Below are 25921 nucleotides of genomic sequence, written 5' to 3'. Positions count from 1 at the left end.
TACTGCTGGATCAGGATCGCGTCGAACGCGTTGATCTCGCCGTCGTTGTTCACGTCGCCGAGCTGGCCGGCGGTGAGCGTGGCGTCCTCGAAGTCGGCGTCGATCTCGCCGTCGGAGGCGAACACCGCGCTGTCCGCGTCGAACTCGAGGTGAGCGGTGTCGCCGTGGTCACCGAGGAACGTCACCTCGACATCGAGCATGTCGGGGGCGTCGACGCCGCTGGCCTGTGCCTGAGCGACGGCGAACGTCCCGTTCTCGTTGTCGATGTTCGTCGCGATCGAGCCCTCGATATCGGCTTTCTCGACGCCTTCGATCTGGGCGTAGTCGGGGTCGAAGTCGACGAAGACCTCGTAGCCGGCCACGTCGTCAGCCGAGGTGTTCATCGTCACCGTGTCGGTCTGACCCGGTGCGAAGAGGAACTCGCCGTCACCGAAGGAGACGGTGGTGTCGGCGGGCTCCTCGTCGTCGTCTTCGACGGTGAGCGTCCAGACGTCGCTCTGGTCGTCCTCGAGGGCGATGTACCAGTCGTACTCGCCTTCCTCTTCAGGCGCGGTGATATCGAAGGTGACCGTGCCCTGCTCGCCCGCATCGAGTTCGATCTCTTCGGTGGCGAGGGTGTCGCCAGCGAAGACGAACTCGACGGTGGCGGTGCCACCCTCGTCGCCGGTGTTCTCCACCGTCGCGTCGACCGCGAGTTCAGCGCCGGGCGTGACCGTGAAGTCACCGGACGGGTCGACATCGACGATCTCCCACTCATCGCCGGGCTGTTCCGGAGACTCGCCGTCAGCGACGTACTCGACGGAGTTACCCAAGAGTGTGTCGGCTTCGGCGGAGAAGTCGCCGGAATCGACGAAGAGGCTGCTGCCGAACGAGGAGAGCAGCATCGTGTTCTTGTCTTCGTCAACGGCGATACCGTCGCCGTCGTCGACGCCACCGGCTTGGATGTGGCCGATCACGTCGCCTTCGTAGTCGTCGAACCACGTGTGGTCTGCGAAAGTCGCCGAGTGGATCGGGAGCGTGTCACCGACCTCACCGAGGTCGTCGAAGACCGGGTGATCCTCGAGGATCTCGAAGTCGGGGTTCGGCGATGTGAACGCTTGGTCCGTCGAGGCCGGGTTGCCGACCGCGTCGGACTTCTGTTCGATCGCGTTCGAACCGGAGCCCCAGTTGTCTAGCCAGACGACGCCGACCGACTCGTCGTCGGTGTAGTCGAGGAACGTCTCGATGTCAGCGTCCATGTTCTGGACGACGTACGCGTCGTACTCACCGTTCTCGGCAGCGTCGACCGCTTCGCTCCCGCTGATCAGCGAAAGGTCGTACATTTCGGAAAGCTCGTCTTCGAGCCGCTCGAAGACGTCATCACCGTAGGTGCCGTCGTCGACGACGGCAACCGGAGCGAAGTCCTCGAACACCTGGGTCGGACCGGTGGTCACGTCGAGGGAGTCACCGAGGCCCTCGAAGGTGTGATCGAGATACAGGTCGCCCTCGGTGTCGGATTCGGTCGTAACCGTGAGGGTTGCCTCGCCGGTGAGGCCACCGACGTCGACGGGCTCACCCTCCTCGATCTCGTCACCGTTGAGTTCGAAGGTGAGGTCGCCGTCGTAGCCGCCGTCGCGCTCGACGGTGTACGTCTCGAGGTTGGCGACATCGACGACGACGTCGAAGGCGTCACCGCCCTCAAGGCCCTCTGGCTGGCCCTCGACGAGTTCGACGCCGAGCGCGTCATCGAGCCCGAAGTCCTGCTCGACGACCGTCTCGTCGTCGGGGATCTCGACGGTCTCGCTGACTTCCCCGTAACCGAAGCCGGTCGCTGTCACCGTGTACTCGCCCGGCCCGGCGATGAGTTCGTACATACCGTCCGAATCGGTTTCGACCGCTGCGCCGGTGTCGAGCGTGACGGTGGCTCCCTCGATGGGTTCGCCGTCACTGTCGGTCACCGTGCCCTCAATACCGCTATCGAGCGCGACGAACTGCGTCGCACTCAGGGCGTCGATAATGCCGTGACCGTAGTCTGTGTTCGGATCATCGTCAGGCGCGTCGTCGGGCTGTTCGGCCGTGTCTCGCATCGTGTCTTCGAACAGTTCGACGTTCGTCTCGCCCATGGCGGAGGCCATCAGCGCGAACGTCCCGGCCTTGTGCGGCTGGGACATCGACGTGCCGGAGTAGGTGCCGTCGTAGCCGCCGCCGGGCACCGCGCTCAGCACGTCGACACCGGGTGCGGCCGCGTCGGGCTGAACGTATTCATCGGGCCAGTAGTCGGGGGCGTCGTCCCCGAACGCGCTGTCGGTGTCGATCACTTCGCCACCGGAGAAGCTGGCGACGGTTTCGCTCTCGTCGACCGCGCCGCTAGCGAACGTGGAGTAGTAGTTACCGGGCGAACCGCTCGAACCGGCGGTGTTACCGATCGAGACCGAGAGGAGTTTACCGGCGTTCCGGATGTTCTCCGCGGGCTCGATCATGTCCGAAAGGTAGCCGTCAGCACCGAGGCTCATGCCCACGACATCGACGTCCTCCTGTTCGGCGGCCCATTCCATCCCGGCCGCGATCTGAGCGAAGCTACCGCCGCCGAAGTCGTCGAGCACTTTCGCGCTGTAGAGTTCGGCGTTGGGAGCGACACCGTACGCGGGAACGTCACCGTCGGGGGTCTGCGGACCGACGGCCGTGCCGCTCACGTGAGTCCCGTGACCGTTGCCGTCGTTCGGCTCGGAATCGATCGGGTTACCGGCATCGTCGAACTCCTGGAAGTTGTCCGGGTCCATATCGAAGTCCGGATGGTCGTTGTCGAGGCCCGTGTCGAGGATAGCCACTCCGGCACCCTCGCCAGTCACGCCGAGCTGATTCCACACGTCGGGCGCGTTGATCATCTCGAGCCCGTACGTGTACTCCTCGTCGTCGACGCTCACGTCGTCGGCAGAGGGGGCGTCAGCCGCTCCCGCATCGTCCGGGAGCGTCATCTCGAAGTTGGCGTGGAGCCGCTCGACGTTACGCATCTCCGCCAGCTCTTCAAGTGAAGTCTCCTGCGGATCGACTTCGAGAAGAACTGCGTTAGCAATGTGGAACTGGTTCAGCGCATCGACTCCGTCGGTTCGTTCCGCGAAGTCCATCACGCCCACCTGTGTCTCATCTGCGTGCCGCTCTAGCTCGTCGAGCGCCTGCTCTTGGCTCACACCGTCAAGATTCGCGGCGGGGAGCCGGGCGACGACTTCCACCGTGTCGCCGTCGGCGGTCCGGAACGCTTCTTCGAGCGCCGGGTCCACGTCGGCGCTACCGGCAGCCTGTGCGCTCACGTCCGGTGAGACGTCGTCAGTATCCAGTGAGCTGTCCATCTCGACGTCGAGTCCATCGACGTCGTCGAAGTCAGTCGTGACGTCAGCCGAGCCGGCGGCGGCGGCGGCCCCCGCAGTCGGAGCCAACATGGATACGACCATGATGGCTGCGAACAGCGCGGCAAACGTCTTCATATAGGTATTCTCTATCATCGTGTCGGATTCGTCCGTATGGATTACCGTCCGTCGTATCCGCAGGACACCCCTTCTGGGGTACACGAGACAGGGAGAGCGAGGATGGTAGTTATTGACTGGTTGTGATCTGGTATTGATCCCTTGTCACCTGCGAGAAATATACGCCCGCACATGGGACTAGAATAACTACGATGCTTCGAATCTACCCACACGACTCAGGGGACGGCACGCTCACGGACGTGTCAGGACATGAGACACGGACTACTGTTGACTTCGGAGCTGTGTAAGTCGAGATAACCATCGATTACTCACCCCTCGTTTCTGGAGTAAAGACTGTTTATACGATTGAAACAACGTCCGTTCGGATCGTCGTTATCACGACGTGGGCGGGGCCTCCCGCTCCCGTCTGCCGAACGATGCGGTGTCCCTCCCATCTCGGAGGGCTATCAATCGGGACCCGTGCGAGCAAAGGAACACGCTGTGTGCGACCTGCAGGGTTCGAATCCCTCGGCGATTTCTCTCACGTCGTTCGAGAAATGCGCCGGCCGGGATCCTCGCGAGTGAGCGAAGCGAACGAGTGAGGGTACGGGCGGCGCGCGACCGGAGGGAGTTTGCTGAGCGAAGCGAAGCAAACGTCGACTGACGGAGTCAGTCGGAAGTGCGCCGGCCGGGATTTGAACCCGGGCCATGAGCTTGGAAGGCTCAGGTCCTACCACTAGACCACCGGCGCGCGTTTTCGGGAAATAGCCGCCGGGATAAGGAGCTTACTCTTTTGGCCCGTCGTGCCCGCCGTCACTCAGCGCGGATCGATCGCCCACCGAATGGCCGTCCACACGGTTCGACCCGTCAACGAGGTCGGGGTCCCGAAACGGGTCGGCGGGGTCGGCTTCGCCGGTGTTCTCGGGTCTACCAGCGTCTTCGCCCCGGTCGACGTACTCGCCTCCGCGTCCGGAACCGACCTCAACTGCCCGGCGGTTGGGGTCGCCTCCGGCGTCAGCATCGACCTCGAAGGCGTCGGTCATCGACCGGAGCTCGCGGGCGAGTCGGCTGAGCTCGTGAGCCTCCGTCGAGACGGACTCCAGCGTGGCGGCCTGTTGTTCGGCGGTCGCCGCAACGGTCGTCGCCTCCGCCGTCGTCTCCTCGCTTATGCCGGCGAGTTCGTCGATCGCTCCGGTCACCTCGTCGACGGACGTGGCCTGTGCGTCCATCGCCTCGGCGATCTCTTGAACGCCGTCGTCCGCCGCCGCGACCCGGTCGGCCACGTCCGCAAGGGCTGTTCCGGCGGTTTCGGCCGTCTCCACGCCGTCGGCGACGCGAATCCGGATCGACTCCATCTCTTCGACGCTCGCCGCGGTCCGGTCGCGAAGGGCTTCGAGACGCGCTTCAACCTCGGCGGCGGAGCGCTGTGTCTCCTCGGCGAGCCGTTTCACCTCCTCGGCGACGACGGCGAACCCGGAACCGGCCTCGCCCGCACGGGCGGCCTCGATAGACGCGTTGAGCGCCAGCAGGTTCGTCCGGTCGGCGATCTCCGAGATGGTCTCGACGATCTCGTCGACGGCAGCCATCTCCTCGTCCAGCTGTGAGACCGTCTCGGCCGCAGACTCGGACTGCTCGTCTATCGCGTGTAGTTCGTCGACCGCGTTGGCGGCGGCGGCATGACCCTCCTCGGCGACTTCGTCCGCGCGACGAGAGGTGGCCGCCACCTGATCCGTCGAGGCGGCGACCTCCTGAACGGTGGCGGACATGTCTTCCATCTCGCTCGCGACCGCTGAGAGCTGTTCGCTCTGTCGGCTCGCTCCGGCGGAGATCTCGTCGACGGCGGCGCTCGTTTCCTGCCCCGCCTCGGCGACTTCGTCCGTTCCCTCCGTGACGGCCGCGCTGGCGGCCGCGACCTCGTCGGCGAACGCATCGACCTCGGCCACCGTCGCCTCGAGCTCGGACATCGCGTCGTTGAACGCGTCCGCGACCTCGCGGAGCGCCGCCGGGTCATCGGGGCGTGTCTCCACGCGGGCGGTGAGGTCCCCATCGGCGCATTCGCCCATCGTCTCGCCGAAGTCGGCCGCACGCTGTGTCAGCGTTTCCGCGAACGCCTCGCTGTCGGCACGCGCCTCCTCCGCCCGCCGCTTCTGCGTCTCCGCGGTCTCGATCTCATCCGCTAAGGAGTCGCGCATCGACCCGAACGCGCCGTACAACGTCCCGAACTCGTCACGACGCTCAGTCTCGAAGCTGACGTCGAGCGACCCCGATTCGAGCGCGTTCGCTTTCCGGCCTAGCCGCCCGAGCTCCCGCACCGTCCCCCGGCCCAGCGTCACGCCGAGGAATCCGAGCCCCACGACCGCGACGCCAACGATCAACAGGATGTTCCGGACGATCGAACCCGACAGGGCGTACGCCTCGTTTACCGGAACGTGAACGGCGACGAGCCACTCCTCGGAGTCGACCGGCGCGTACGCGACGAGGTACTCCTCGTTCGCGAGGCGGTCGGTGGCGTTCGTCGCCCCGTTCCCGTCGAACGCCAGCGTACCGCCGGACCGGAACCCCGGCTCGTCGAGCCCGTCAGCGATCTCGAACCACTCGTCGTCGCCGTACCGCGCCCCGGAGAGCGACGCCGAGTCGCTTGCGGCGACCGTACCGTCGGCGGCCACGAGGGTGGTGAAACTGCCGTCGGTCGGCTGCCGAGCGTCGGCAACGGCGGGAGCGAGGGCGACCTCCACGATCAGGTAATCGCGATCGCTCGTCATCGTGACGAGCGCCACTCGTCGTTCGCCGTCGACCTCGTAGGTCGGGCTGGTGAACACGTCGTCGCCGAACGCGAGGCTCCGGCTGAACCACTCGGCGTCGGTCACGGGTCCACCGTCCATCTCGCCGCTCGACGCGACGACGGTTCCGTTGTGTCGGTCGAAGTAATGGAACGCGATGACCTCGTCGGGGATCGTGATGTGACGCGATTCGAGAAACCGCTCGAGCTCGTCCGGTTCCCGGTCCATGCGGTCGGACGTCGCCGTGTCACGGAGCTCCGCTCGGCGCTCGCCGATCCAGACGTCGAGCTCCGTGCCACCGAGCTCGGCAACCGCGGTGTAGTCCTCACGGGCGTCCGATTCGAGGTGTTCTGTCGTCTCCGCGTACGTGACGACGCCGACGGCACCGATACCGGCGACGACGACGAGCGTCACGAGCGCGAACTTCGCGAGATAGCTGCGAGCGATGAATCCCGGTGTTACCCGGCGGAGGAACCGTTCGAGCGGATCTGAGCCCATCGATTCGAGATGCTCACGTACCGAAGGTTAACCCTTTCTCCCTGTTATCAGATGGGATATTTAGACGGTGGCGAGTGGCTGGCTCCATATCGAGCGTGGCCGGATCCCCGCGTTGATCACTGGTTATCGGCCACGGACGACCGCGTAACAGTTACCGCTGGAAACCTCGGATCTCGCTACAGTGAGGTCGCTGTCGGCGATATCTGTCTCGAACTCCGCTGGCGAGTAGATGTGGTAGAACCGGGGGACCGTCTCCCCGCCCGGGAGCGTCCAGTCGACGGTCGTGTCGAACCCTGATTCACGGTCGAACCGATCGTGCGCCGTGCTCCACGCGCTCACGAGCCCGACGCCTTCGGGGCGGAGGACCCGAGCGAGCTCGTTCAGGCTTCGAACCCGGTTCTCACGTGGCGAGAGATGGTGGATCGTCGCGACGTACACCGCGAGATCGACCGACTCGGTCCGGATCGGTAGCGCCGACGCGTTGCCGTGGACGAACTCGGCGCTGAATCCGTTGTCACGCGCGCGGGTCGCCGCCTCGCTCAGGAGCTCGCGACTGAGATCGACGCCGACGGCTCGCTCCGTCCGGTCGGCCAACAGCTCCGTGTGTCGCCCGTTCCCGCATCCGATGTCGAGACCATGGTTCCCCCGACGATCGGCGAGGAACGACTCGACCTCCGGCCACGCGTACTCACGCGTCGCGGCGAAGTGTCCGGCGATCCGGTCGTACGTCGATCGGAGGTCCATACGCTCCCGTTGTGGGCGTCGGATATATGTCCGGTGGCCGAATCCGGCCACGGCTGCTCTCGGTCACAGCGACGCTATGACGGTGAAGGCGGCGAGCGTCACGACGAGGAGGACCGCGGCGTGTTTCGCCCCGTCGGCTACCGAGCCCTCGCCGAGCTGCCCGGCGACGATCCCGGAACAGAGCGCCTGGATCGCCGCCGCATGGAAGAACAACTGCTCGTAGGCGAACGTGTCTATCCCCCCGAGACCACCGGCGAGACCGCCGAACCCGCCGCCGACGTCCGTCGGCGTTCCGGCGGCGGTCGCCTCCTCGATGGCGGGGATAAACGAGACGGAGAGCGCAGCGATAACCCCGAGGAACACCAGAAACGAGATATAGATGACGATGAGATACGTCAACATCTCCTGTCGCCGTTCGCGGCGAAGCGTCCACGTCGCCCGTGCCTCGTCGGCGGCGATCCGCAACACCGGGGCGACGTCGCCGCTGGCGTGCATCGCGTTGGTGACGAGCACGACCGCACGAGAAGTCATCGGCGACGACACCCGTCCTTCGAGACGACGGAGCGCGGTCGTGGCATCCGCGCCCCACTCCATATCCCGGCGGAGCCGACGGACGTCCGCCGTCAACGCCTCGAGGTCGGAGTCGGCCACCCGACGGAGGCTCGCGACGACGGAGGTGCCCGCCTCGTTGACGCTCGCGAGGCGATCGAGGAAGTCCGGAATAGCCGCCTCGATCCGACGGATCTGTCGTTTCCGAACCTCGTAAACGACTGCGTACGCCGTGAGAACGAACGCGATACCTGCCACGATCGCCGTGTCGATCTGTGCGGCGACCGCGGTCGGTGCTCCCCACGTCACGGGGTGGACCGCAACGAGTATCCCGACGACCGCGATCGGGACCGCGACGGCGAAGACGGACTGGGGAGTCTCTAACACACGCTCGAGCGGGGAGGCCGCCCACTCCCGAAGGGCTCCGAAGCGATCGTACGCGTCCAACCGCTCCCGACTGGCCTCCCACCGGTCACCGGCCCGATCACTCACGTCGCCGCCGCGCTCGATGGCCGCGACCGCCCCACCGTCCGTCCGCGTAACACCGGTTGACCGGTCGGCGTCCGACCCACGCTCGATCCGTTCGGTCCCGCCGATCCCCTGGGTGATGCTGTCGACGTAGACGACGAACCCGAACGTCGCCAGCGGCACCCCGAGGTAGACGACGACCCGCAACAGCGGGAGCGTGTCCTCCAAGACGAGCCCGATCACGACGAGGATCGTGATGAAAAACAGCGGGCCGGCGACGAGCGTCGTGACGTACGCCTCCGCGAACGTCGAGAGCAGCTCGAGGTACTGTCGCTGTTTCCCCTTCGCCTCCTCCTGGTAGCGCTCGTACTGGTCGGCGAGGAACGTCGACAGCGACTGCCCGGTTCCGAGCACTGACGCTAGATTCTCGGCGAACTCCGAGAGGTCCTCGCTCGGCGTCCGCCGAGCGGTGTGCTGGAGCGCGGTGAGCACGTCGGTTCCGAACGCGTTCATGTCCCGAACGGCGACGGACAGCTCCGTCGCGGCCTCGCCGTACACCGCCTCGTTCTCCGCGAGCGTGTCCATCACACGGGGGAACGCCATTCCCGAGCGCGAGAGCGCGTACACGAACGCGACCGTTCTTGGCAGGGTGGCGTCGATCTCTGCCGCGCGGGTGGTCGCCCGCTGACTCAACAACCCCCACCGCGCGTAGTACGCCCCGACCGCCAGCGCGGACCCGACGGTCGCCGAGGCGACGAGGAGCAGGACGAACAGTTCGAGGAGGCTCACTTCCGCCAGTCGGGCGAGCGCGGAGAGAAACGAGAGCGTGCCCGGAAGGGCCTCAGCGAACGTCTGTTCCCCGACGTCGAGCGCGGTCAGCACGCCTCCGGCGAGGTATACCCCGATCACGCTTCCGGCGACGCCGAGCACGCCCGCGTACAACAGCGTCCGCGAGGCATACTCGCGGTGGGTTCCGCCGACGTGAGCGGCCCGCATCAGGTCACGCTCGCGTTGCCGACGGCCGTGTTCCGCGACGTATTTGCCGAAGAACGACAGCGAGACCCGAGTGACCGCGAGATCCGCCCGCGTGGAGACCTGCGGTGCCGCCAACGCGAGACAGGCGACGACCGCCGCCACGAGCGGGAGATAGACGATCATACTCCGCCGCCCGGGCGGTCGGCGTTCGTGTTGCCGGTTTCCGTGGTGGTCGTGTCGTCGGTTTCCGCGGTGGTCGTGTCGTCGGTTTCCGCGGTGGTCGTGTCGTCGGTTTCCGTGGTGGTCGTGTCGTCGGTTTCCGTGGTGGTCGTGTCGTCGGTTTCCGCGGCCTTCGTGTCCGCCCGCGCTTCGAGTCGATCCATGACGCGCCCGGCGTCGGCGTAGTACTCGTTGACGAGCGCCGTGAACTGCCGGTAATCGGTCACGCCCAACTCGCGACACAGCTCGAGGAAGCGCTCGCGGCGCCGGACCTCACGGAGCAGCTCGGAGCGGGACCATCCCCGCTCCTCGGCGATCTCCTCCAGTAACATCGAGTCGTTCCGCCGGAACTCGTCGGTGTCCGGACGCCACTCGAACGCCGAGGAGTAGTCGAGCTCCCCCGTGCGCTGGTCGATGCCGCCGATCTCGCCGATCGTCTTCGCCCGGCGGACCCGTTGGTCGTTCGAGCGAGTCAACGTCTGGACCGAGAGCATATCGAGCGACTGGACCATCGCACGGGGGACGTTGATCGGCTCGTTCTCCAGCCGGTTTATCACCGTCTCGATCGAGTCCGCGTGCATCGTCGAGAACGTCGTGTGTCCCGTGTTCATCGCCTGAAACAGCGTTATCGCCTCCTCACCGCGGACCTCTCCGACGATGATGTACTCGGGACGGTGCCGGAGCGCGGAGCGCAACAAGTCGTACATGTCGATGTCCGTCCCCTCGTAGCGACGCTCGCGAGTGACGGAGGAGAGCCAGTTGTCGTGATACAGGGAGAGCTCGCGGGTGTCCTCGATGGAGAGGACCTTCGCGCGCGGCGGAACGAACATCGAGACTGCGTTCATCGACGTCGTCTTGCCCGATGCGGTGCCGCCCGCGAAGATGAAGCTCTTGTTGTGCTCGATACAGAGCCAGAAGTACGCCATCTGCCCGACCGAGAACGTGCCGTAGTTCACGAGGTCGATCGGCGTGAACGGGTCCTCCGCGTACTGCCGGATCGTGAACGCCGACCCGCGTGGGGTCACCTCCTTCCCGAGCGCGATCTCGGCGCGAGAGCCGTCAGCGAGGGTCGTCTCTACCATGGGATCGCCGACGGAGACGTGCCGCCCGGACTGTTGGGCCAGCCGGATGACGTAGTTGTCGAGCTCGTCCTCGTCGAACGAGACGTTCGTCTCGATGTCGGTGTACTCGTCGTGGTAGACGAAGATCGGCAGGCCGTAGCCGTCACAGGAGATGTCCTCGATGTGGCGGTCGTTCAACAGCGGGTCGACCTTTCCGTAGCCGCGGAAGTCGCGATGGAGGTAGTACACCAAGGAGTGGAAGGTGCCCATCCCGGCGTCGACCCCGTACGACTCCAGTAGCGACTTCAGCTCCGTCCGGAGTGTCTCCACGTCGGTTCGTCCGGTCCCCTCCCGATAGAGGAGCGGATCCCGGATGTCGTCCGCGACCCGGTCGAGGAGCGAACGTTCGAACCCGTCGAGGTCGGGCTCGACCGCGTGATACCGGTGTTCACTCGCCTCGTCGTCGTAGGTGATCACCACGTACGCGTACGGCGCGTTCACCCAGTACCGGGCGACCTCCTCCTCGCCGTCGGGCACCGAAAACGTCGCGAGCGGGCCGTCCTCTCCGGGGCGGAACGGTCGCACCGCCAGGTCCGACCCGTGGAGCATCTCCCACGTCCGTTCGAGGCGGCGACGGAACGCGTCGATCCGTCCCTCGAGATCGACGCCGAGGGGGCCTCCCCCGTCGACTGGGCCGTCGGACCGGCCGGCGGAGCCATGGGGCCGGTCGGGGGAGTCTCGGGACCGGTCGGGGGAGTCTCGAGACTGGTCGGTGGACCCCTCGGATCGACCGCTCGACTCGTCGGTCGCCCCTCCGGATCCCTCGACCGGCTCCGTTTGTGTGTCCCCCGACATCGTCGTACCGATATTCGGACCGCCCCGTGTTAAATCGCTTCCGTCGATTATCCGTGTTGAGATCGACGAGGGGGGCTCCGATGACCGCAACGCCCGTTACGTTGATACGGCGGGACCGCTAACGTCGATACGAGAGATGCGGCGTGACTACTTCGATCTGACCGTCGAGGGCGTCGGGGACGACGCCGACGGGCCCGCAGCCCCGCTGGTCCGTATCGACTTCCACGGGCCGGAAGGGCTGTTACGCGATCGGCTCTCGGGAACGGACGACGGGCTGCTCGACGCCGACGGCGTCGATGTCGCCTTCCGCCTCCGTGAACCGCTCTCCGAGGACCGCGATGCCGACGGCGTCGTGGGCGTGACGAACCGCTACACCGGGGACTTCGTCCTCGAACTCAACGAGACTGCCGCCGACGTCATCCCCTTCATCCGGGCGGCCCGAGACGCCACGGAGGACGACGACGCGCGCTACCGGATCGAGATCGATATCGAAGGCGAGCGGCTGGTGACGTACGACCTCGACACCTTCCTAGTGTACGACCACGAAGGGAACCTCCTCCGCAGCGAGAGCCTCATCCCCTCGGGCGTCGAGCTCTAACGGAAGCTACCCTGCGACCGGAGCCATCTCCCCTTCAGATACCCTCACTTTCGCGCGACGATACGCAACACGTCCTCGTCGGCGAGCTCGTGTCCCTTCCCGACCTGCTGGTCGTCGTGTTTCGCGCTCGGACCGGACACCCGCGCGAACTTGAACCGCTCGTCGAACTCGCCGCCGATCTTCTCGCAGGCGTCGCCGACGGTGTCGCCCTCGAACAACACCAGCGGCTCCTCGTAGTCGACGCCCCTCCCGGGTTTGTCCATATATATACGGATGAGTCCGAGCTCCTCCCAAAGCCGCTCTTTGAGCCCGTCGAGACCGCGCTCTTCCTCGGCCGAGATGAAGATCACTTCCTCCGGGTCGAGGTCTCGCGCACGGAGCTCCTCCTTGACGGTCGGGAGGTACGACTTCTCGATCAGATCCGCTTTGTTGATAGCGACCATCGAGGGGAGGTACACGCGGTTGTCCATCACGGCGTCGACGAGCTCGTCGATCGTGAGGTCGTGCGGGATCGTCACCTTCGCGTTGACGTAGCCGTACTCACGGAGCACCTGCTTGATCGTCCCCTCGTCGAGACTCACGTCGTCGCTCATCGTCACGCCGATCCCGTCTTTGTGCGTCTTCCGGATGTTGATGTTCGGTGGTTCGGTGTCGATCCGGATGTTCGTCTCGTACAGCTCCTCGCTCAACCGGTCGTACTGTTCGATCTCGAACACGGAGAGCATGAACACGACCAGGTCGGCCGTCCGCACGACCGAGAGGACTTCCTTCCCGCCCCCACGTCCGCCTGCGGCCCCCTCGATCAACCCCGGCACGTCGAGGATCTGGATGTTCGCTCCGCGATACTTCAGCATGCCCGGGTTGACGTCGAGCGTCGTGAACTCGTACGAGCCGACCTCGCTGTCCGCGTTGGTGAGGGCGTTTATCAGTGTGGACTTGCCGACGCTCGGGAACCCGACGAGCGCGACGGTGGCGTCGCCGTGTTTCTCGACGGCGTAGCCGTGGCCGCCGCCGGCGGAGGACTGGTTCTCCAGTTTCTCCTTTTTCTCCGCGAGCTTCGCCTTCAGCCGCCCGATGTGGGCCTCCGTAGCCTTGTTGTACGGGGTTTCGGCGATCTCCTCGCGGAGTTCCTCGATCTCCTCTTCCAGTCCCATCGGTACTATCTCGGCCGGTCGACTCGTTAAAAGTGTTCCTTCGTCAGCGTCGTCAGCCCGGGGTGGTCGTCCGCGAGCTGTTTGCTCTGATACGACCTGTGTTTCGGACGGGAACGGAACTGACGCGGATGGTCGGTGCGGCGTGTTCTGAGAGACGGAGACGTACGTATCGCACTGTGATCTATCGTCTGCTTATAAATCAGCGAGTGGTGTTGCCGGCGGCCGTTTATCCCCGGTTGGAGACGCGGTCCTCTTCACGCCCGTGTACGAGCGCCCGGGAGCGCGCCACCGCAGCGTTGGGGTGATCGTCGCCGTCGCTCTCGAGCACTTATATACCGTTGTACCACAGTCGGCGTGCGATACGTACTCCCGCCGTACATCGTCGCGGTTCCGATATCACGAGACCGTTCTCGGACTCGCGAGAGGGCACGAAGGATCGACTCCTCCGAATCGTAACGGGTCCGATCCCCCGGAGAGGGACCCCGGGATCGTCGCCGGGTTCAGCCGACGACGCCGACGACCAGCTGGATCGTGATCAGCAGGAGGAACACCAGCCCGGCCGCAAACGAGCCGGCGGCGATCCCGTGTGCGTTCCCGAGACCACGGCCACGGGTGCCGAAGTAGGCTCCGAGAAAGACGAAGGCGGTCAAAAGGAGGCCGACGACGGCGTAGGTGAGCCCGAGTAGCGTCTCGGAGAGCCCTTCGGCGAACCCGAAGTCCCCGACGGCGAGCACCGCGAGCGCGCCGACGCCGACCGTGATCGCGACGAACGTCACGGACCAGACCGCCGGCGTTCGGGCGATCTCGCCCAGTCGTTCCGTCACCACGGTGTATCTGTCCGTGTGCTCGTCCGCGCCGGGCGGCGTGCGCTGGCCGCCGATCCGTGCGATGGCGACGAACGTGCCGATCACGAGCAGCCCCATCAACGCCGTACTCAAGAGGGTAAGCGAAACCATGATCTCCTCGTTACTACTCGGTCCGGTCGCGCGTACAAATAGCCTTCGTATGCGTCTACGGATCCCCCGTCACGCAGCTGTCTCAGCCTCCGCCTACCGGCCTGATCGCTCGCCGCGTTCCGGCCCCGTACACAAGAGTTAACTTTGCCATCGCTAAGGGAGTCACAAGAGCAGAGAGACGAACATGATAGATTCACTTATCCTGCAAGGGGGGGCTGACTGGCGCGCGCAGGCGGAGGTCTTCGACGAGATCTTCTTCGTCTTCCTCGCGCTGGGCACGCTCGTCGGCATCATCGTGGTCGCGTACACGCTGTGGAACGTGTACAAGTACCGCGACGACGGCAGCGAACCGAAAGAGGACTTCGACGCCCCGGTCGTCGGAGAGCTCCCGACGGGACAGGGCGGACCGAAAGCGAAGAAGCTCTTCCTCTCGTTCGGATTGAGCGCGATCGTCGTGATCAGCTTGGTCGTGTACGCGTACGGGCTGCTCCTCTACGTCGAGGAGGGACCGGACGCCGACGGCGAGGGCGATATCGAGATCGTCGTCGAAGGGTACCAGTACGCGTGGGATTACTACTACGAGAACGGCCACATGGAAACGAACGAGCTTATCGTTCCCGCTGACCAGCGGATCGATATTGCCGTGACATCACGAGACGTCTGGCACAACTTCGGGGCATCGGAGTTACGGATAAAATCCGATGCCATCCCGGGTGAGACTGCGACGAACTGGTTCTCAGTCAGTTCCGAGGAGGTCGAAGCCCAGGGTGGAGAGGCGAACTTCCTCGTCGAGTGCTTCGAGCTCTGTGGTTCGGGTCACTCGATTATGAAAGGGGAGATCACGGTGATCCCTGAAGACGAGTGGGAAGAGTGGTACGAGGACACCGAGCCGGACGAGGAAGGCCAGGAGACCTGGGAACACCACTTCGCCGAGGAGGGTAGCTGACGATGTCCGAACTTCCACCAACGACGTCCGTCAAGCGGTGGTTAGTCACGACGAACCACAAGGATATCGGGATCCTGTACGCGATCACGGCACTGTTCTTCCTGCTGTTCGGCGGCGTGCTCGCGCTACTGATCCGCCTCCAGCTGTGGGACCCGGCGAATCACATCCTCTCGGGACTGGCGTACAACGAGGCCGTGACGGCACACGGGCTCGTGATGGTGTTCTGGTTCCTCTCTCCGTTCGCGTTCGCGTTCGCGAACTACTTCGTCCCGCTCCAGATCGGGGCGGACGACCTCGCGTTCCCCCGGTTGAACGCACTCTCTTATTGGATGTACCTCTTCTCGGGCGTCCTCCTCGGGATCAGCTTCTTCCAGGGTGGGACGCTCGACGCGGGATGGACGATGTACGCGCCGTTGAACGTTCCCATGTACACGCCCAGTATCGGCTCGACCGGGGCGGTACTCGCGCTGTTCATGTTCGTCGTCGGCGTCACCGCGTCGACGGTGAACTTCCTCACGTCGATCCACCACTCGCGGGCCGAGGGGATGGGGATCATGGATATGCCGATGTTCACGTGGTCCATCCTCGCGACCGTTTGGATGATGCTGTTCGCGTTCGCGGCGCTGCTCGCAGTCGGTCTCATCCTCGCGTCCGACCGCATCCTGGGGAGCGTCTACTTCTCGGCGACTGAAGGCGGATCGCTGCTGTGGGGACACCTGTTCTGGTTCTTCGGTCATCCGGAGGTGTACATCGTCTTCTTCCCGGCGCTCGGGGTGATGTTGGAGCTGTTCCAGACGTTCTCGGGCCGTCGTCTCGTCGGCCGGAAGTGGGTGATCATCGCCATCTGTCTGATCTCCGTCCAGTCGTTCCTCGTCTGGATGCACCACATGTTCCTGACGACGATCAACCTGGAGATCAAGACGTTGATGATGGCGACCACCATCGGTATCTCGCTCCCGTTCGACCTGTTGGTGTTCGCGCTGATCTACACGCTGATCAAGGGGCGGGTCCAGTTTACGACGCCGTTCCTGTTCGCGTTCGGTGCACTGCTGTTGTTCATCCTCGGCGGGATCACCGGGGTGTTCCTCGGCGCCATCGTCCTCGACTACGAGTTCCGCGGCACCTACTGGGTCGTCGCCCACTTCCACTACGTGATGTTCGGCGGCGCGACGGCGCTGTTCGGCGGGGCCTACTACTGGTTCCCGAAAGTGACGGGGAAGATGTACGACGAGTTCCTCGGGAAGGTCCACTTCGTGATCTTCTTCATCAGCTTCAACCTGGTGTACTTCTCGATGTTCCTCGCGTGGGAGACGCCGCGGCGGGTGTTCGAGTACAACCCCGCGTTCCAGGGGATGCACCAGGCAGGGACGATCGGCGCGTTCGTCCTCGGGTTCTCCTTCTTCATCATGTTCTACAACTTCGCGAAGTCGTACGTCTCCGGTCCGGACGCGGGTGATAACCCGTGGGACTACTCCCGGACGGCGGAGTGGGCGGTCTCCTCCCCGCCGCCGCTGGAGAACTGGCCGAACCGGCCGTCGTACGCCTCCGGGAAACTGGAGTTCGTGAAAGACTACGTGCCGGACGGCGGTCCGGCCGTGAAGACCGACGAGAACGGCGATGCCGTCACGGACGGCGGCGACAGCCACTCCGACCACATCCGTGAGTACCCGTACTGGGACAAACACCCGAGCCACGCCAGCATCTGGCCGTTCGCGTTGTCGCTGGCAACCGGCATCATGCTGCTCGGGCTCTCCGGGTTCAACGAGTCCACGGAGTTCATATTCGGGAACGCGATCACGGAGCTCTCGGTCGCGATCTCCAACCCGATCTATCCCGCGCTCACCGTCATCGGGCTTCTCGCGCTGGTCGGGACCGGCGTGAAGTGGGGACTCGAGGACTTCTACGCGCCGCCCAGTGAGTTCGCCGAGCGGTGGCCGTTCAACGGCGTCGAGAAGGTGAAACTGGGGATGTGGTTCTTCCTCGCCTCCGACGTGATCGTCTTCGGGGCGTTCATCTCCGCGGCCGTCTTCATCCGGTACAACGCTGGATGGGGAACGTGGACGCCGATCCCCGACTCGCTGCCCGGCCTCATCAACACGTTCGTGCTGCTCACCTCGTCGTTCACGGTGATCCTCGCATTGGTCGCCGCCCACCGGAAGAGCCGGAAGGGGCTGTTGGCGACGCTGGGCGCGACGACGCTGCTCGGGTTCACCTTCCTCGGCGTGAAGGCGTGGGAGTGGTGGACGAAGATCTACGTCGACGGCGTCTTCCTCAGCACGGTCGCCGAAGGGAACCCGTACTCGCCGGTTCAGGCGTCGGTGTACTTCGTGACGACCGGGCTCCACGCGATCCACGTGATCGGCGGGCTGCTCATCGCCGGCTTCCTGATGTACCGTGCGTACCACGGTGCGTACATGGAAGACGAGCGCCCGGTGGAGTACTTCGGCCTCTACTGGCACTTCGTGGACATCGTCTGGGTGTTCCTCTTCCCGCTGTTCTACCTGTTCTAGATCTTCTGCGGCCCGTTTCGTTTTCGTCCGTCCCGCGTTTCAGCCTCTCACCTCCTCGTTCCGTGCTGTCGTGGCCCCCGTCGATTTGGGACGGGATACGGTTCTCAGCGTGCGGGCGACACACGGATAGCCCCCAACCGACCGAGTGGAGTCCGTGCGCCGGCGCGATATGCTGTGGGTCGCCAAGTCGTCGCAGAGCCGTCCCCGACGGTCACGAAGGCCGGCTGCGCGTCCGGGAAGAGACGGTCGATATCGACGAGAGCGTGGTCTGCGACGATGGAACCGCTGACGACACTGGGCCCGACTCGGGCAGCGTCAAGGGGCGAGCGTCCACACGCGTGGACCGGTGTCGGTCGCGGTCGACGATATCCGGGTTTCGGCGTCTTGAACGCCTTTCCAGCGGTGAGTGGCTACGGGACGACTCCCGCGCCGATTCAGAACGTCGCCGGCGCGAGCGCGTAGACGAACAGCCCGGTCAACAGCCCGCCGGCGACGAGGTAGTACGTCAGCGGGATCAGGTTCAGACGGACGACCCGTCCGGTCTTCCCGACGAGCCCCACAGTCGCGAGCGCGGCGATCACGTTGTGGATCGCGATCACGTTCCCGATCGCCGCACCGACGCTCTGGGCGGCGATGAGCAGCTGCGTCGGGAGGTCGAGCCCGACCGCGATCTCGAACTGGAACGCGGTGAACGTGATGTTGCTCACGGTGATCGACCCGGCGATAAACGCGCCGAGCGCGCCCACCGCGGGGGCGAAGAACGGGTAGGCCCCGCCGAACGTCGCGGCGGTGGCGTCGGCGAGCACGACGATCATGCTCCCGTCGGCGACGCTCGCCGGCGCGTCCGCGGTCTGTAACATGATCTCGACCATCGCGATGACGAACACGAGCGCGACCGCAGGTGAGACGATCTTCCCGGCCGCCTCGCGCCAGGCGTCCGATACCTCGCCCCGATCCATTCCGAACAGGGGGATCGCGACGAGCGCGCTGACGAGGAGCCACGTCCCGGGAACGTACGCCCACGCGATCGCGCCGCCGACGTCCGTGCCGAGGATCCCGCTCCACTCGATCGCCATCCCGGTTCCCTCCTGGAGGAACGTCGCGATCGGGTCGATCACGCGCGTTCCGACCAGCAGCACGACGAGGACGAGATACGGTGACCACGCGCGGAAGATCGACATCGGCGCGCCGCCCGCCCCGGCCGCCGCGTCGGCGTCAGCCTCCTCGCTTCCCGGCTCGATACTACCGACCCAGTGGTCCGGCCACTCCTCGCGGTCGGGGAACTCCCACTCCTCCTCCGGAAGAAAGTAGCCGGCGTTGAGCGCCGCGACGACGATCCCGCCCCCGACCATCGCACCGAACAGCGAGGGGAGTTCAGGACCGACGAGCCACGCCGACGCGACGTACGGGACCGCGAACGCGACCCCGGCGAACAGACACAGCGGTGCGACCTCAGCGACAGGGGCGAGCGACCGCCCGTCCGAGTCCGTCGCCCCGAAGAAGTACACGACCATCCCGACGGCGAAAAGCGGCATCAGGGTCCCGAGGATCCCGTTGAATACGGCGGCCCACCCGCCGGCGGCGACGGCGTACGCTCCCACCGACTCGAATCCGCCACCGGCGATCGCGTCGGCGACGTTCTCCAGCGGCTGTTCGAATCCGACGATCACCGGCGTGCCGACCGCACCGAACACCGTCGCGACGGCGTGACCGATGAGCGCGGCGACGACCGCCGTGAGCGCGGGAAACCCGAGCGCGAGGAGGAGCGGCGCGACGACGGCCGCGGGCGTGCCGAACCCGGCGACGCCCTCGATGAACGTCGCGAGGAAGAAGCCCAGGAGGACGACCTGGACACGACGGTCGTCGCTGATCGATGCGAACCCGGCGTTGATACGGTCGACCGCCCCCGAGTTCATCAGCGTGTACAACAACACGAGCGCGCCGAAGACGATCCAGAGGATCTCGACGGCCGCCATCGCGCCGTCGATCGACGCCGCGGCGATCCACTCGACGGGCATGTCCCACGCGAGAAAAGCGACGACGGCCGCGGCCGCCCACGCCACGGGCATCGCCCGTGCGGCCGGCCACAGGAGTCCGACGAGAAGGACGCCCACGATGAGAAGCGGGACGAGCGCCAACGGCGCGCTTGGCGTCATCGGTCCCGCCCCCCTCGTGTGCTCCCGGTCGGTTTCGCCGTCCAACGTCGGCCGGGATCCGCCCGACGGCGAGCGATGTGAATAGAGATTCCGGACATATACATCCGGGAGTGACACTCAGTATTAAAACCCCCCGGGCGTTTCGATCCGTCGGGGATCCTCGGTAGGCGATCACTCCGCGGATCGGCGACCGTAGTCGACCTTCCTCCCGCCCTCGTTTTCGTCCCCTCAGTCGGACTCTCCGACCACGTCGGCGTCGGTCGGTCCCTGCCCGTCGAACTCGGCGACGGCCGCGTCGAGACGTTCGGGATCGTCCGCCGCGACGAGCTCCCGGTCGGCGGTGGAACAGTCGGCGTCGACGCCGAGACGGTCACAGACGAGGTCGGCAGTCGAGGCCGCCATCAGCCGATACGTCGTCAGCTTCCCGCCGACGACGCTGACTGCGTTCTCGACACCGTCGGCCGCGTGGTCCAACTGGAAGAACCCACGAGAGATCCCCCGTCCGCCGCGTTCGGCTTCGTCAGGGGCGTACAGCGGTCTGACGCCCCACCACTCGCGGACGACGGGGGCGTCCGCTACCGGTGGAAGCATCGCGGCACACTCCTCGACCGACCGTTCGACCTCCCAACGTGCCTGCTCGTAGTCGTCCGGGTCGTTCACTGGGACGCTCGTCGTCCCGAGTACGGCTTCCGACCCGTGTGGAACGACGATATCGCCGTCGTCGGGGTCCCGGCAGCGGTTCAACACCGGCCCGAGCCCGTCGTACTCGACGGAGACCATCACGCCACGGGTCGGCTGCATGTCGACGTCGAGGCCGGCCATCGCGGCGACCTGGCCAGCCCACGCACCCGCCGCGTTGACCACGTACTCCGGAGCGAGCGTCTCCGCCATCTCCCCGCCGACGCGGACTTCCGTCACCCGCCCGTCATCGACGGTCATCGACTCTACCGGGGTGTGCGGGCGTATCGTCGCCCCGTGAGCCTCGGCGTCGAGCGCGTTGGCCGCGATCAGCCGGGACGGGTAGACGACGCCGTCTGGCACACGCATGACTCGCTCCGTCCCGTCGGCGAGGTTCGGTACCGACTCCCGGGCGGTGTCCGGATCGACGGGTTCGGCCGGGATACCGATCTCCTCGCACGCGGCGCGCTTCCGCTCGAAGTACTCGTCGTCGTCGTCGGCCAAACTCACGAACAGGCCTCCCGTCTCGGCGACGCACGCGCCGGCGATCCGTCGGAGGGTCCGGTTCTCCTCGATACACTCTCTCGCCCCCTCCGCGTCGGCCTCAGCGTACCGAGCACCGCTGTGTAGGAGGCCATGTGAGCGGCCGGAGGTGCCGCTGCACAGTCCGCCGCGGTCGACGAGCAGTACGTCCACCCCGCGAAGGGCTAGGTCGCGAGCCGTTCCGATGCCGGTCGCTCCCCCACCAACGACGAGCACGTCCGGGTCGTGTGACATATGATCCGTTCGGGGTACGGAGTAAAGAGGCTGTTGTGTGATATCACACGGCATTGAATTCGGCGCGTCGCGTCCCGACAGGATCCCCCGGAGATCCCGCGGTATTAGCGGGTCGAAGTGGGGACGACCGGGGGGAGCATACCGTCGCTGGTCGCGTCCTCGATCACCGCCTCGCTGGCGTGTTCCCCGCTGAGCAGACACATCGGCATCCCGATCCCCGGGTTCGTGTACGCCCCGACGTAGTAGAGCCCGTCGACGCCGGGGGCACGGTGTGCGGGCCGCAGCGGCCCGGTCTGTTTCAGGGTGTGTGAGAGCGCGAGCGCGGTCCCCTGTGGAGCGTTGAACCGGTCGGCGAACGTCGAGACGCAGGCCGACTCCTCGAGGACGATCCGGTCGCGGAAATCGACGCCGGTGGTGGCCGCGAGGTCGTCCAAGACGAGCTCGCGGAACCGCTCTCGTGTCTCCGGGTCGTCATCCAGTCCCGGCGCGAGCGGGACGAGGAGAAACACCGCCTCGTGTCCATCGGGCGCGACCGTCTCGTCGGTTTCCGAGGGCACGTGGACGTAGTACGCGGGGTCCTCGGGCCAGCCCGGGTCGTCGAAGATCGTTTCGAAGTGTGGTTTCCAATCGGTCGGCAACACCAGCGAGTGGTGTTCCAACTCCGGGATCTCCCCTTCGACGCCGAAGTACAGCAGGAACGCCGACGGCGCGTACGTCCGGGAGTCCCAGTACGCCTCGCGGTCGATAAGCCCGTCGGGGAGCAGGTCGGCCTCGACGTGTGTCGGCGCGGCGTTGGCGACGACGCGGTCGAACCGATCGACTCCGTGGCCGTCCGTGGCGACGTCGAACGCGGGTGAGCCGTCGGTCGCTCCGTCCGCCGGCTCGATCGCGGTCACCGGCGTGTCGGTGTGGAGGGTCACGCCCAGATCGGTCGCGAGCTCGACCATGCCGTCGATCACGCTCGCGATCCCGCCCGTCGGGTGGTAGACGCCGAGGTTCATGTCGACGTGGCTCATCAGCGTGTAGATCGCGGGCGTGTTGTACGGCGACCCGCCGAGGAACACCAGTTTGTACTCCGCGATCTGTCGCAGCTTCGGGTGATCGAAGTACGATCCGACGTAGTTGTCCATCGTCCGCAGCTTCGGGAGCGCGCGCGCCGACCGGACCACGTCGATATCGAGCATGTCCCGAAGCCTGGACCGGCTGGGGTAGACGAACCGATCCATCCCCAGCTCGTACGCCTCCGCCGCGTCCGCGAGGTAGTCGTCGAGGCGGTCACCGGCACCCGTCTCGTACCCCTCGAACAGCGCCTTCTGTCCCTCCCGGTCGGGGGGCATCCGCGCGTGGTCGCCGTCCTTCCAGTAGACGTCGTACAGGGGGTCGAGTGCAGTCAGCTCGTAGAACTCCTCGGTTTCGCGCCCGAACTGCTCGAAGAACCGGTCGAACACCTCCGGCATCAGGTACCAGGAGGGACCGGTGTCGATCCGGAACCCGTCGCGTTCGATGCGGCCGGCGTACCCGCCCGGGTGCGCGTTCCGTTCGAGCACGGTTACTTCCGCGCCGGCGTCGGCGAGGTACGCCGCCGCCGAGAGACCCCCGAATCCCGCACCGACGACCGCGATCGACTCGCCGGCGAGCGGCTCGCCGGCGCGTGCCTTACCCGTATCGCCGGCGTCTCCCGCGCCCCGTTCCCTGTCGGGTCGTGCGTGGCTCATCGATCGTCAGTACGGACTCCTGCCGCTTCATTCGCCGCCCATACACAGTCAGGTGTGTGTCGCGATCACATTTTCTCGGTTGGCGGATCTCCCTGGAACCGCCGGGCGACGACCGCGAAAACGCCGACGGCGATGAGGTAGAGTCGCCAGCCGCGCTGGGCGATCGGGAACCGCCGGTCGATCACGTCGGCGTCGGCGAGGTTCTCCGGCGAGTCCGGCTCCACGGGGTTGTTGACGTGGACCGACTCCGTCGTGCCGGTTCCGCCGGCGTCGACGGTCCGTTCCCCGGTCTCGGGGTCGAGCTCGATATCCACGAAGGTTTGGACGAACCCGTCGGCCGTCGAGAGCAGGATCTCCCCCTCCAACCGGAAGAACTCGTCGTGGAGCGGCCACAACGCGTTTACTCCTTCCAGATGCGCCCAGTCGAGGAAGACGTGCGCGAAGACGTGGACGAACAGACAGACCCACGCGACCCGGATCCAGCGGTCCGTGACTCGCTCACGGAGCGCCGACGTCGATCGGACCCGCGTATCGTAGTACAACAGGACGCCCGCGGCCGCCGGGAGGACGAAGTTGTGGCCGACGGTCCGGTGAGCGCCGGACATCACGGGACCGAGGAGGCTGTCGACCTCGGGGAGGACGACGATCAGGAGGACAGCTGCCAGCGCCGGCCGGTCGTACGCACCCTTCAGGAGTCCCGCCGCGAGCAGCAGTGCGAACCCGGCGTGGACGACCGACGAGGGCATCTACCGATCACCTCGCTCCGTTTCGCCCGGCCCGACCTCGTCGAGTTCGACCGCGGTGTCCGCGGCATCGCTGCTCCCACCAGCTTCCACGAACCGGATCGCGAGTAGCGCCCCTGCCGCGGCGACCACGACGGCCTGCCAGCCGCTCCGGACGAGGTACAGCTCGCGCTCCGCGCCGAGTGCAAGCCCCGGCCGACCGTCGGGATTGATCCACGTCGGGATCGCGTACGTCGCGGTCGTCCCGGGACTCTCAAGCGGGAGGACACCCGGGCCGGACGCCGACAGCGAGACGAACGTCTGGACGATCCCGTCCTGTGTGGAGAACACCAGCCGTCCCGCCACGAGGTAGTAAGCGTCGTGGACTGGGTAGAGGAGGTTCACGCCGGCGAGACCGAACAGCTCCGGACCGATGCCGGCGACGGCGAACGCCGCGAGCGCGACCCACGCGACGCGGACGCCCCACCAGCCGTAACGCGTCCGAAGCCACGACGTTTCTCGGCGAGTCGTGTCCCAGTACAGCAGCCCGCCGGTGGCAAGCGGGATCCAGGCTGCGTGGAAGAGCGCGTTCGTTGCTCCCGGGATCACGAGGCTCGCGACCGCGTCGAGGTCGGGGAGGACTGCGGCGGCGACGACGACCGTTACTGACCGCCGGTCGAACGCGGCTCCGAGCAGCGCGGCCGCCAGCAACGCCCCGAAGGCGGCGTTGACGAGCGTCGGTGCCATACCAGTTCCTGCGTTCGGGTGGGCATAAGCGATCGGGCAGGGTTCTCCGCTGCCACGACAAGCAACCCGTCGTCACTGTAGGCGCTTCGTCGTCTCCACGAGCGGGTGTCGCGCGTAGTCGACGATCTCGATGTCGCCGATCGAGTGTAACCCCTCCTTCTCCGCGGTCCGCGCCATCCCGAGGTCGACCGGCGTCTCCGGGATGATCACGTACGCGTCCATCGTCTCGACCCCCATCTCGTGGGCCGCCATGACGCGGTGATGGCCGTCGGCTAAGTGGAGCACGCCGCCGTTGTCAATGACGACGAGCGGTTCGGCCAACCCGCGTTCGAGCTCGTACTGGCGACCCTCCAGCTCGTCGGCGTACACCCGCGACTGCGTCGGGATGAGCTCGTCGAGGGCGACCTCCCGACGTTCCTCCCCGAGGGTGACGCCGTGGATCTGTTCGAGCGTCCGCATCAGTTTCCCCACCTTACCGGGCGTCGCGCGTTCGATCTGGGATCGGACGACGTCCGTGTTCGAGATGATCCCGACGAGGTTGTCGGCGTCGTCAACGACCGGCAGCTTCTGAATGCCGGACCGCAAGATCACCCGGGCCGCGTCGGTCACCTTCATTTCCGGGTGCGCGACGATCAGGTCCTCGGACATCACGGTGAACACGGGCGCTTCCTCGTCGGCCAACAGCAGGTCCCCGGCGGAGACGAACCCCTCCACCGTTCGCCCGTCGGTCACGGGAAACCCCTTGTGGCCCGCCGTCTCGACCATCCGACGGGCGACGGTGGCCACCGTGTCGTCCGGACTCACGGTCTCGACGTCCCGCGTCATGTACTCGCCGACCGTCGGCTTTCCGGTCATGGGTTTACGTATGCGCGTCGGTGTATAAAAGGGATTGCCGAAACGACGCCCGATCCCCGTCGGATCGGTCACGGCTCCCGCTTAGCCCCGGGCCGCCCGTTCCCGTGAGCCTCGTTTCGCGAACACTCCCGTTCCGGCCGGACGTCACGGTCATCCGATCGCCGCCGCCGGGTCGCGGTCGAGCCCCTCGTGAACGACGAACTCCAGCGCGTTGACGACGTAGTGGGCGACGACGACGACGAGGAGGCTTCCGGTGACCACGAACACCGCCGCCAGCGCGAACCCCAACACGCCGGTGACGACGATCCCGATCCGCCCCTGCGCGCCGTGGCCGAGCCCGAACGCGACCGAGGAGCCGACCGCCAGCAGCCACGGGTCGATCCCGAACCCGAACGCCACTGCGCCGATCAGCGCCCCGCGGAACAGCAGCTCCTCGAACACGGCGATGATCGGGAGGACGACGCCCAACAGCAACACCCATCCCCGAGCGTCGGCCGGTGCCATCGCCTCGCGCAGCC

At 66.0% G+C, this 25921-nt stretch carries 17 protein-coding genes and 1 tRNA gene; 3 read left to right on the top strand and 15 right to left on the bottom strand.

From position 1 onward, the window contains the following. The 6 genes from ACFQEU_RS01705 to ACFQEU_RS01680 form a co-directional block, all read right to left on the bottom strand. The coding region (locus tag ACFQEU_RS01705; protein ID WP_379778595.1) for a S8 family serine peptidase at nt 1–3479 on the bottom strand (3479 nt) is incomplete at its 3' end. A gap of 641 nt (nt 3480–4120) precedes the next feature. Beyond that, nucleotides 4121–4191: transfer RNA gene (locus ACFQEU_RS01700), tRNA-Gly, on the bottom strand. Nucleotides 4192–4225: 34 nt separating this feature from the next. Continuing rightward, a complete protein-coding gene (locus tag ACFQEU_RS01695) occupies nt 4226–6718 on the bottom strand; it encodes a methyl-accepting chemotaxis protein (RefSeq protein ID WP_379778593.1) in 2493 nt (830 codons plus the stop codon). A 123-nt stretch (nt 6719–6841) separates the two neighbouring features. After that, a complete protein-coding gene (locus ACFQEU_RS01690) occupies nt 6842–7462 on the bottom strand; it encodes a class I SAM-dependent methyltransferase (RefSeq protein ID WP_379778591.1) in 621 nt (206 codons plus the stop codon). Between the two features lie 63 nt (nt 7463–7525). Further along, the gene (locus tag ACFQEU_RS01685) at nt 7526–9637 is read right to left on the bottom strand and encodes a type II secretion system F family protein (RefSeq protein ID WP_379778589.1); all 2112 of its coding nucleotides are present in this window, start codon (nt 9635–9637) and stop codon (nt 7526–7528) included. Continuing rightward, the gene (locus ACFQEU_RS01680; RefSeq protein ID WP_379778587.1) at nt 9634–11589 is read right to left on the bottom strand and encodes a type II/IV secretion system ATPase subunit; all 1956 of its coding nucleotides are present in this window, start codon (nt 11587–11589) and stop codon (nt 9634–9636) included. The genes ACFQEU_RS01685 and ACFQEU_RS01680 overlap by 4 nt, the downstream gene beginning before the upstream one ends. A 136-nt stretch (nt 11590–11725) precedes the next feature. Between ACFQEU_RS01680 and ACFQEU_RS01675 the strand changes: the two genes are divergently transcribed. Then, entirely contained in the window at nt 11726–12187 is a 462-nt protein-coding gene (locus ACFQEU_RS01675) for a DUF5793 family protein (protein WP_379778585.1), read from the top strand. Nucleotides 12188–12231: 44 nt separating this feature from the next. On the opposite strand, the gene ACFQEU_RS01670 is transcribed toward ACFQEU_RS01675, so the two are convergent. Together ACFQEU_RS01670 and ACFQEU_RS01665 are read right to left on the bottom strand one after the other, a co-directional pair. Next, the gene (locus tag ACFQEU_RS01670) at nt 12232–13341 is read right to left on the bottom strand and encodes an OBG GTPase family GTP-binding protein (RefSeq protein ID WP_379778583.1); all 1110 of its coding nucleotides are present in this window, start codon (nt 13339–13341) and stop codon (nt 12232–12234) included. A 500-nt stretch (nt 13342–13841) separates the two neighbouring features. Next, entirely contained in the window at nt 13842–14297 is a 456-nt protein-coding gene (locus tag ACFQEU_RS01665) for a hypothetical protein (protein ID WP_379778581.1), read from the bottom strand. Nucleotides 14298–14481: 184 nt separating this feature from the next. On the opposite strand from ACFQEU_RS01665, the gene coxB reads away from it, so the two are divergent. Next, nucleotides 14482–15243, top strand: a complete 762-nt coding sequence (coxB, locus tag ACFQEU_RS01660; RefSeq protein ID WP_379778579.1) for a cytochrome c oxidase subunit II — start codon at nt 14482–14484, stop codon at nt 15241–15243. Between the two features lie 2 nt (nt 15244–15245). Continuing rightward, nucleotides 15246–17753 carry a cbb3-type cytochrome c oxidase subunit I gene (locus ACFQEU_RS01655; RefSeq protein ID WP_379778577.1) on the top strand — a complete coding sequence of 836 codons (2508 nt, stop codon included), beginning with the start codon at nt 15246–15248 and terminating at the stop codon, nt 17751–17753. Nucleotides 17754–18187: 434 nt separating this feature from the next. On the opposite strand, the gene ACFQEU_RS01650 is transcribed toward ACFQEU_RS01655, so the two are convergent. From ACFQEU_RS01650 to ACFQEU_RS01620, 7 genes are all read right to left on the bottom strand, one after another. After that, entirely contained in the window at nt 18188–19909 is a 1722-nt protein-coding gene (locus ACFQEU_RS01650) for an L-lactate permease (protein WP_379778575.1), read from the bottom strand. A gap of 228 nt (nt 19910–20137) precedes the next feature. After that, nucleotides 20138–21364, bottom strand: coding sequence for an FAD-dependent oxidoreductase (locus ACFQEU_RS01645; RefSeq protein ID WP_379778573.1), 1227 nt, complete (start codon nt 21362–21364; stop codon nt 20138–20140). A gap of 104 nt (nt 21365–21468) precedes the next feature. Next, nucleotides 21469–23079 (bottom strand): phytoene desaturase family protein, encoded by a 1611-nt coding sequence (locus ACFQEU_RS01640; RefSeq protein ID WP_379778571.1) that lies wholly within the window; start codon nt 23077–23079, stop codon nt 21469–21471. 65 nt (nt 23080–23144) lie between these two features. Further along, nucleotides 23145–23825 carry a metal-dependent hydrolase gene (locus ACFQEU_RS01635; protein WP_379778569.1) on the bottom strand — a complete coding sequence of 227 codons (681 nt, stop codon included), beginning with the start codon at nt 23823–23825 and terminating at the stop codon, nt 23145–23147. Further along, complete coding sequence (locus ACFQEU_RS01630) at nt 23826–24548, bottom strand: hypothetical protein (protein WP_379778567.1); 723 nt, start codon at nt 24546–24548, stop codon at nt 23826–23828. It abuts the gene before it with no gap. Between the two features lie 72 nt (nt 24549–24620). Next, the gene (locus ACFQEU_RS01625) at nt 24621–25403 is read right to left on the bottom strand and encodes a CBS domain-containing protein (RefSeq protein ID WP_379778565.1); all 783 of its coding nucleotides are present in this window, start codon (nt 25401–25403) and stop codon (nt 24621–24623) included. 150 nt (nt 25404–25553) lie between these two features. Then, nucleotides 25554–25921 (bottom strand): CPBP family intramembrane glutamic endopeptidase (locus ACFQEU_RS01620; RefSeq protein ID WP_379778563.1); only part of this gene is annotated, 368 nt, incomplete at its 5' end.

This window comes from Halorubrum tibetense (assembly GCF_042661865.1).
Classification (GTDB): domain Archaea; phylum Halobacteriota; class Halobacteria; order Halobacteriales; family Haloferacaceae; genus Halorubrum; species Halorubrum tibetense.
The sequence above is the reverse complement of the archived record's forward strand: the minus strand, read 5'-3'. Positions and strand labels throughout refer to the sequence as shown.

Coding starts and splice junctions, on each gene's coding strand:
- ACFQEU_RS01695 (WP_379778593.1), bottom strand. CDS start 6,718: ATGGGCTCAGATCCGCTCGAACGGTTCCTCCGCCGGGTAACACCGGGA.
- ACFQEU_RS01690 (WP_379778591.1), bottom strand. CDS start 7,462: ATGGACCTCCGATCGACGTACGACCGGATCGCCGGACACTTCGCCGCG.
- ACFQEU_RS01685 (WP_379778589.1), bottom strand. CDS start 9,637: ATGATCGTCTATCTCCCGCTCGTGGCGGCGGTCGTCGCCTGTCTCGCG.
- ACFQEU_RS01680 (WP_379778587.1), bottom strand. CDS start 11,589: ATGTCGGGGGACACACAAACGGAGCCGGTCGAGGGATCCGGAGGGGCG.
- ACFQEU_RS01675 (WP_379778585.1), top strand. CDS start 11,726: ATGCGGCGTGACTACTTCGATCTGACCGTCGAGGGCGTCGGGGACGAC.
- ACFQEU_RS01670 (WP_379778583.1), bottom strand. CDS start 13,341: ATGGGACTGGAAGAGGAGATCGAGGAACTCCGCGAGGAGATCGCCGAA.
- ACFQEU_RS01665 (WP_379778581.1), bottom strand. CDS start 14,297: ATGGTTTCGCTTACCCTCTTGAGTACGGCGTTGATGGGGCTGCTCGTG.
- coxB (WP_379778579.1), top strand. CDS start 14,482: ATGATAGATTCACTTATCCTGCAAGGGGGGGCTGACTGGCGCGCGCAG.
- ACFQEU_RS01655 (WP_379778577.1), top strand. CDS start 15,246: ATGTCCGAACTTCCACCAACGACGTCCGTCAAGCGGTGGTTAGTCACG.
- ACFQEU_RS01650 (WP_379778575.1), bottom strand. CDS start 19,909: ATGACGCCAAGCGCGCCGTTGGCGCTCGTCCCGCTTCTCATCGTGGGC.
- ACFQEU_RS01645 (WP_379778573.1), bottom strand. CDS start 21,364: ATGTCACACGACCCGGACGTGCTCGTCGTTGGTGGGGGAGCGACCGGC.
- ACFQEU_RS01640 (WP_379778571.1), bottom strand. CDS start 23,079: ATGAGCCACGCACGACCCGACAGGGAACGGGGCGCGGGAGACGCCGGC.
- ACFQEU_RS01635 (WP_379778569.1), bottom strand. CDS start 23,825: ATGCCCTCGTCGGTCGTCCACGCCGGGTTCGCACTGCTGCTCGCGGCG.
- ACFQEU_RS01630 (WP_379778567.1), bottom strand. CDS start 24,548: ATGGCACCGACGCTCGTCAACGCCGCCTTCGGGGCGTTGCTGGCGGCC.
- ACFQEU_RS01625 (WP_379778565.1), bottom strand. CDS start 25,403: ATGACCGGAAAGCCGACGGTCGGCGAGTACATGACGCGGGACGTCGAG.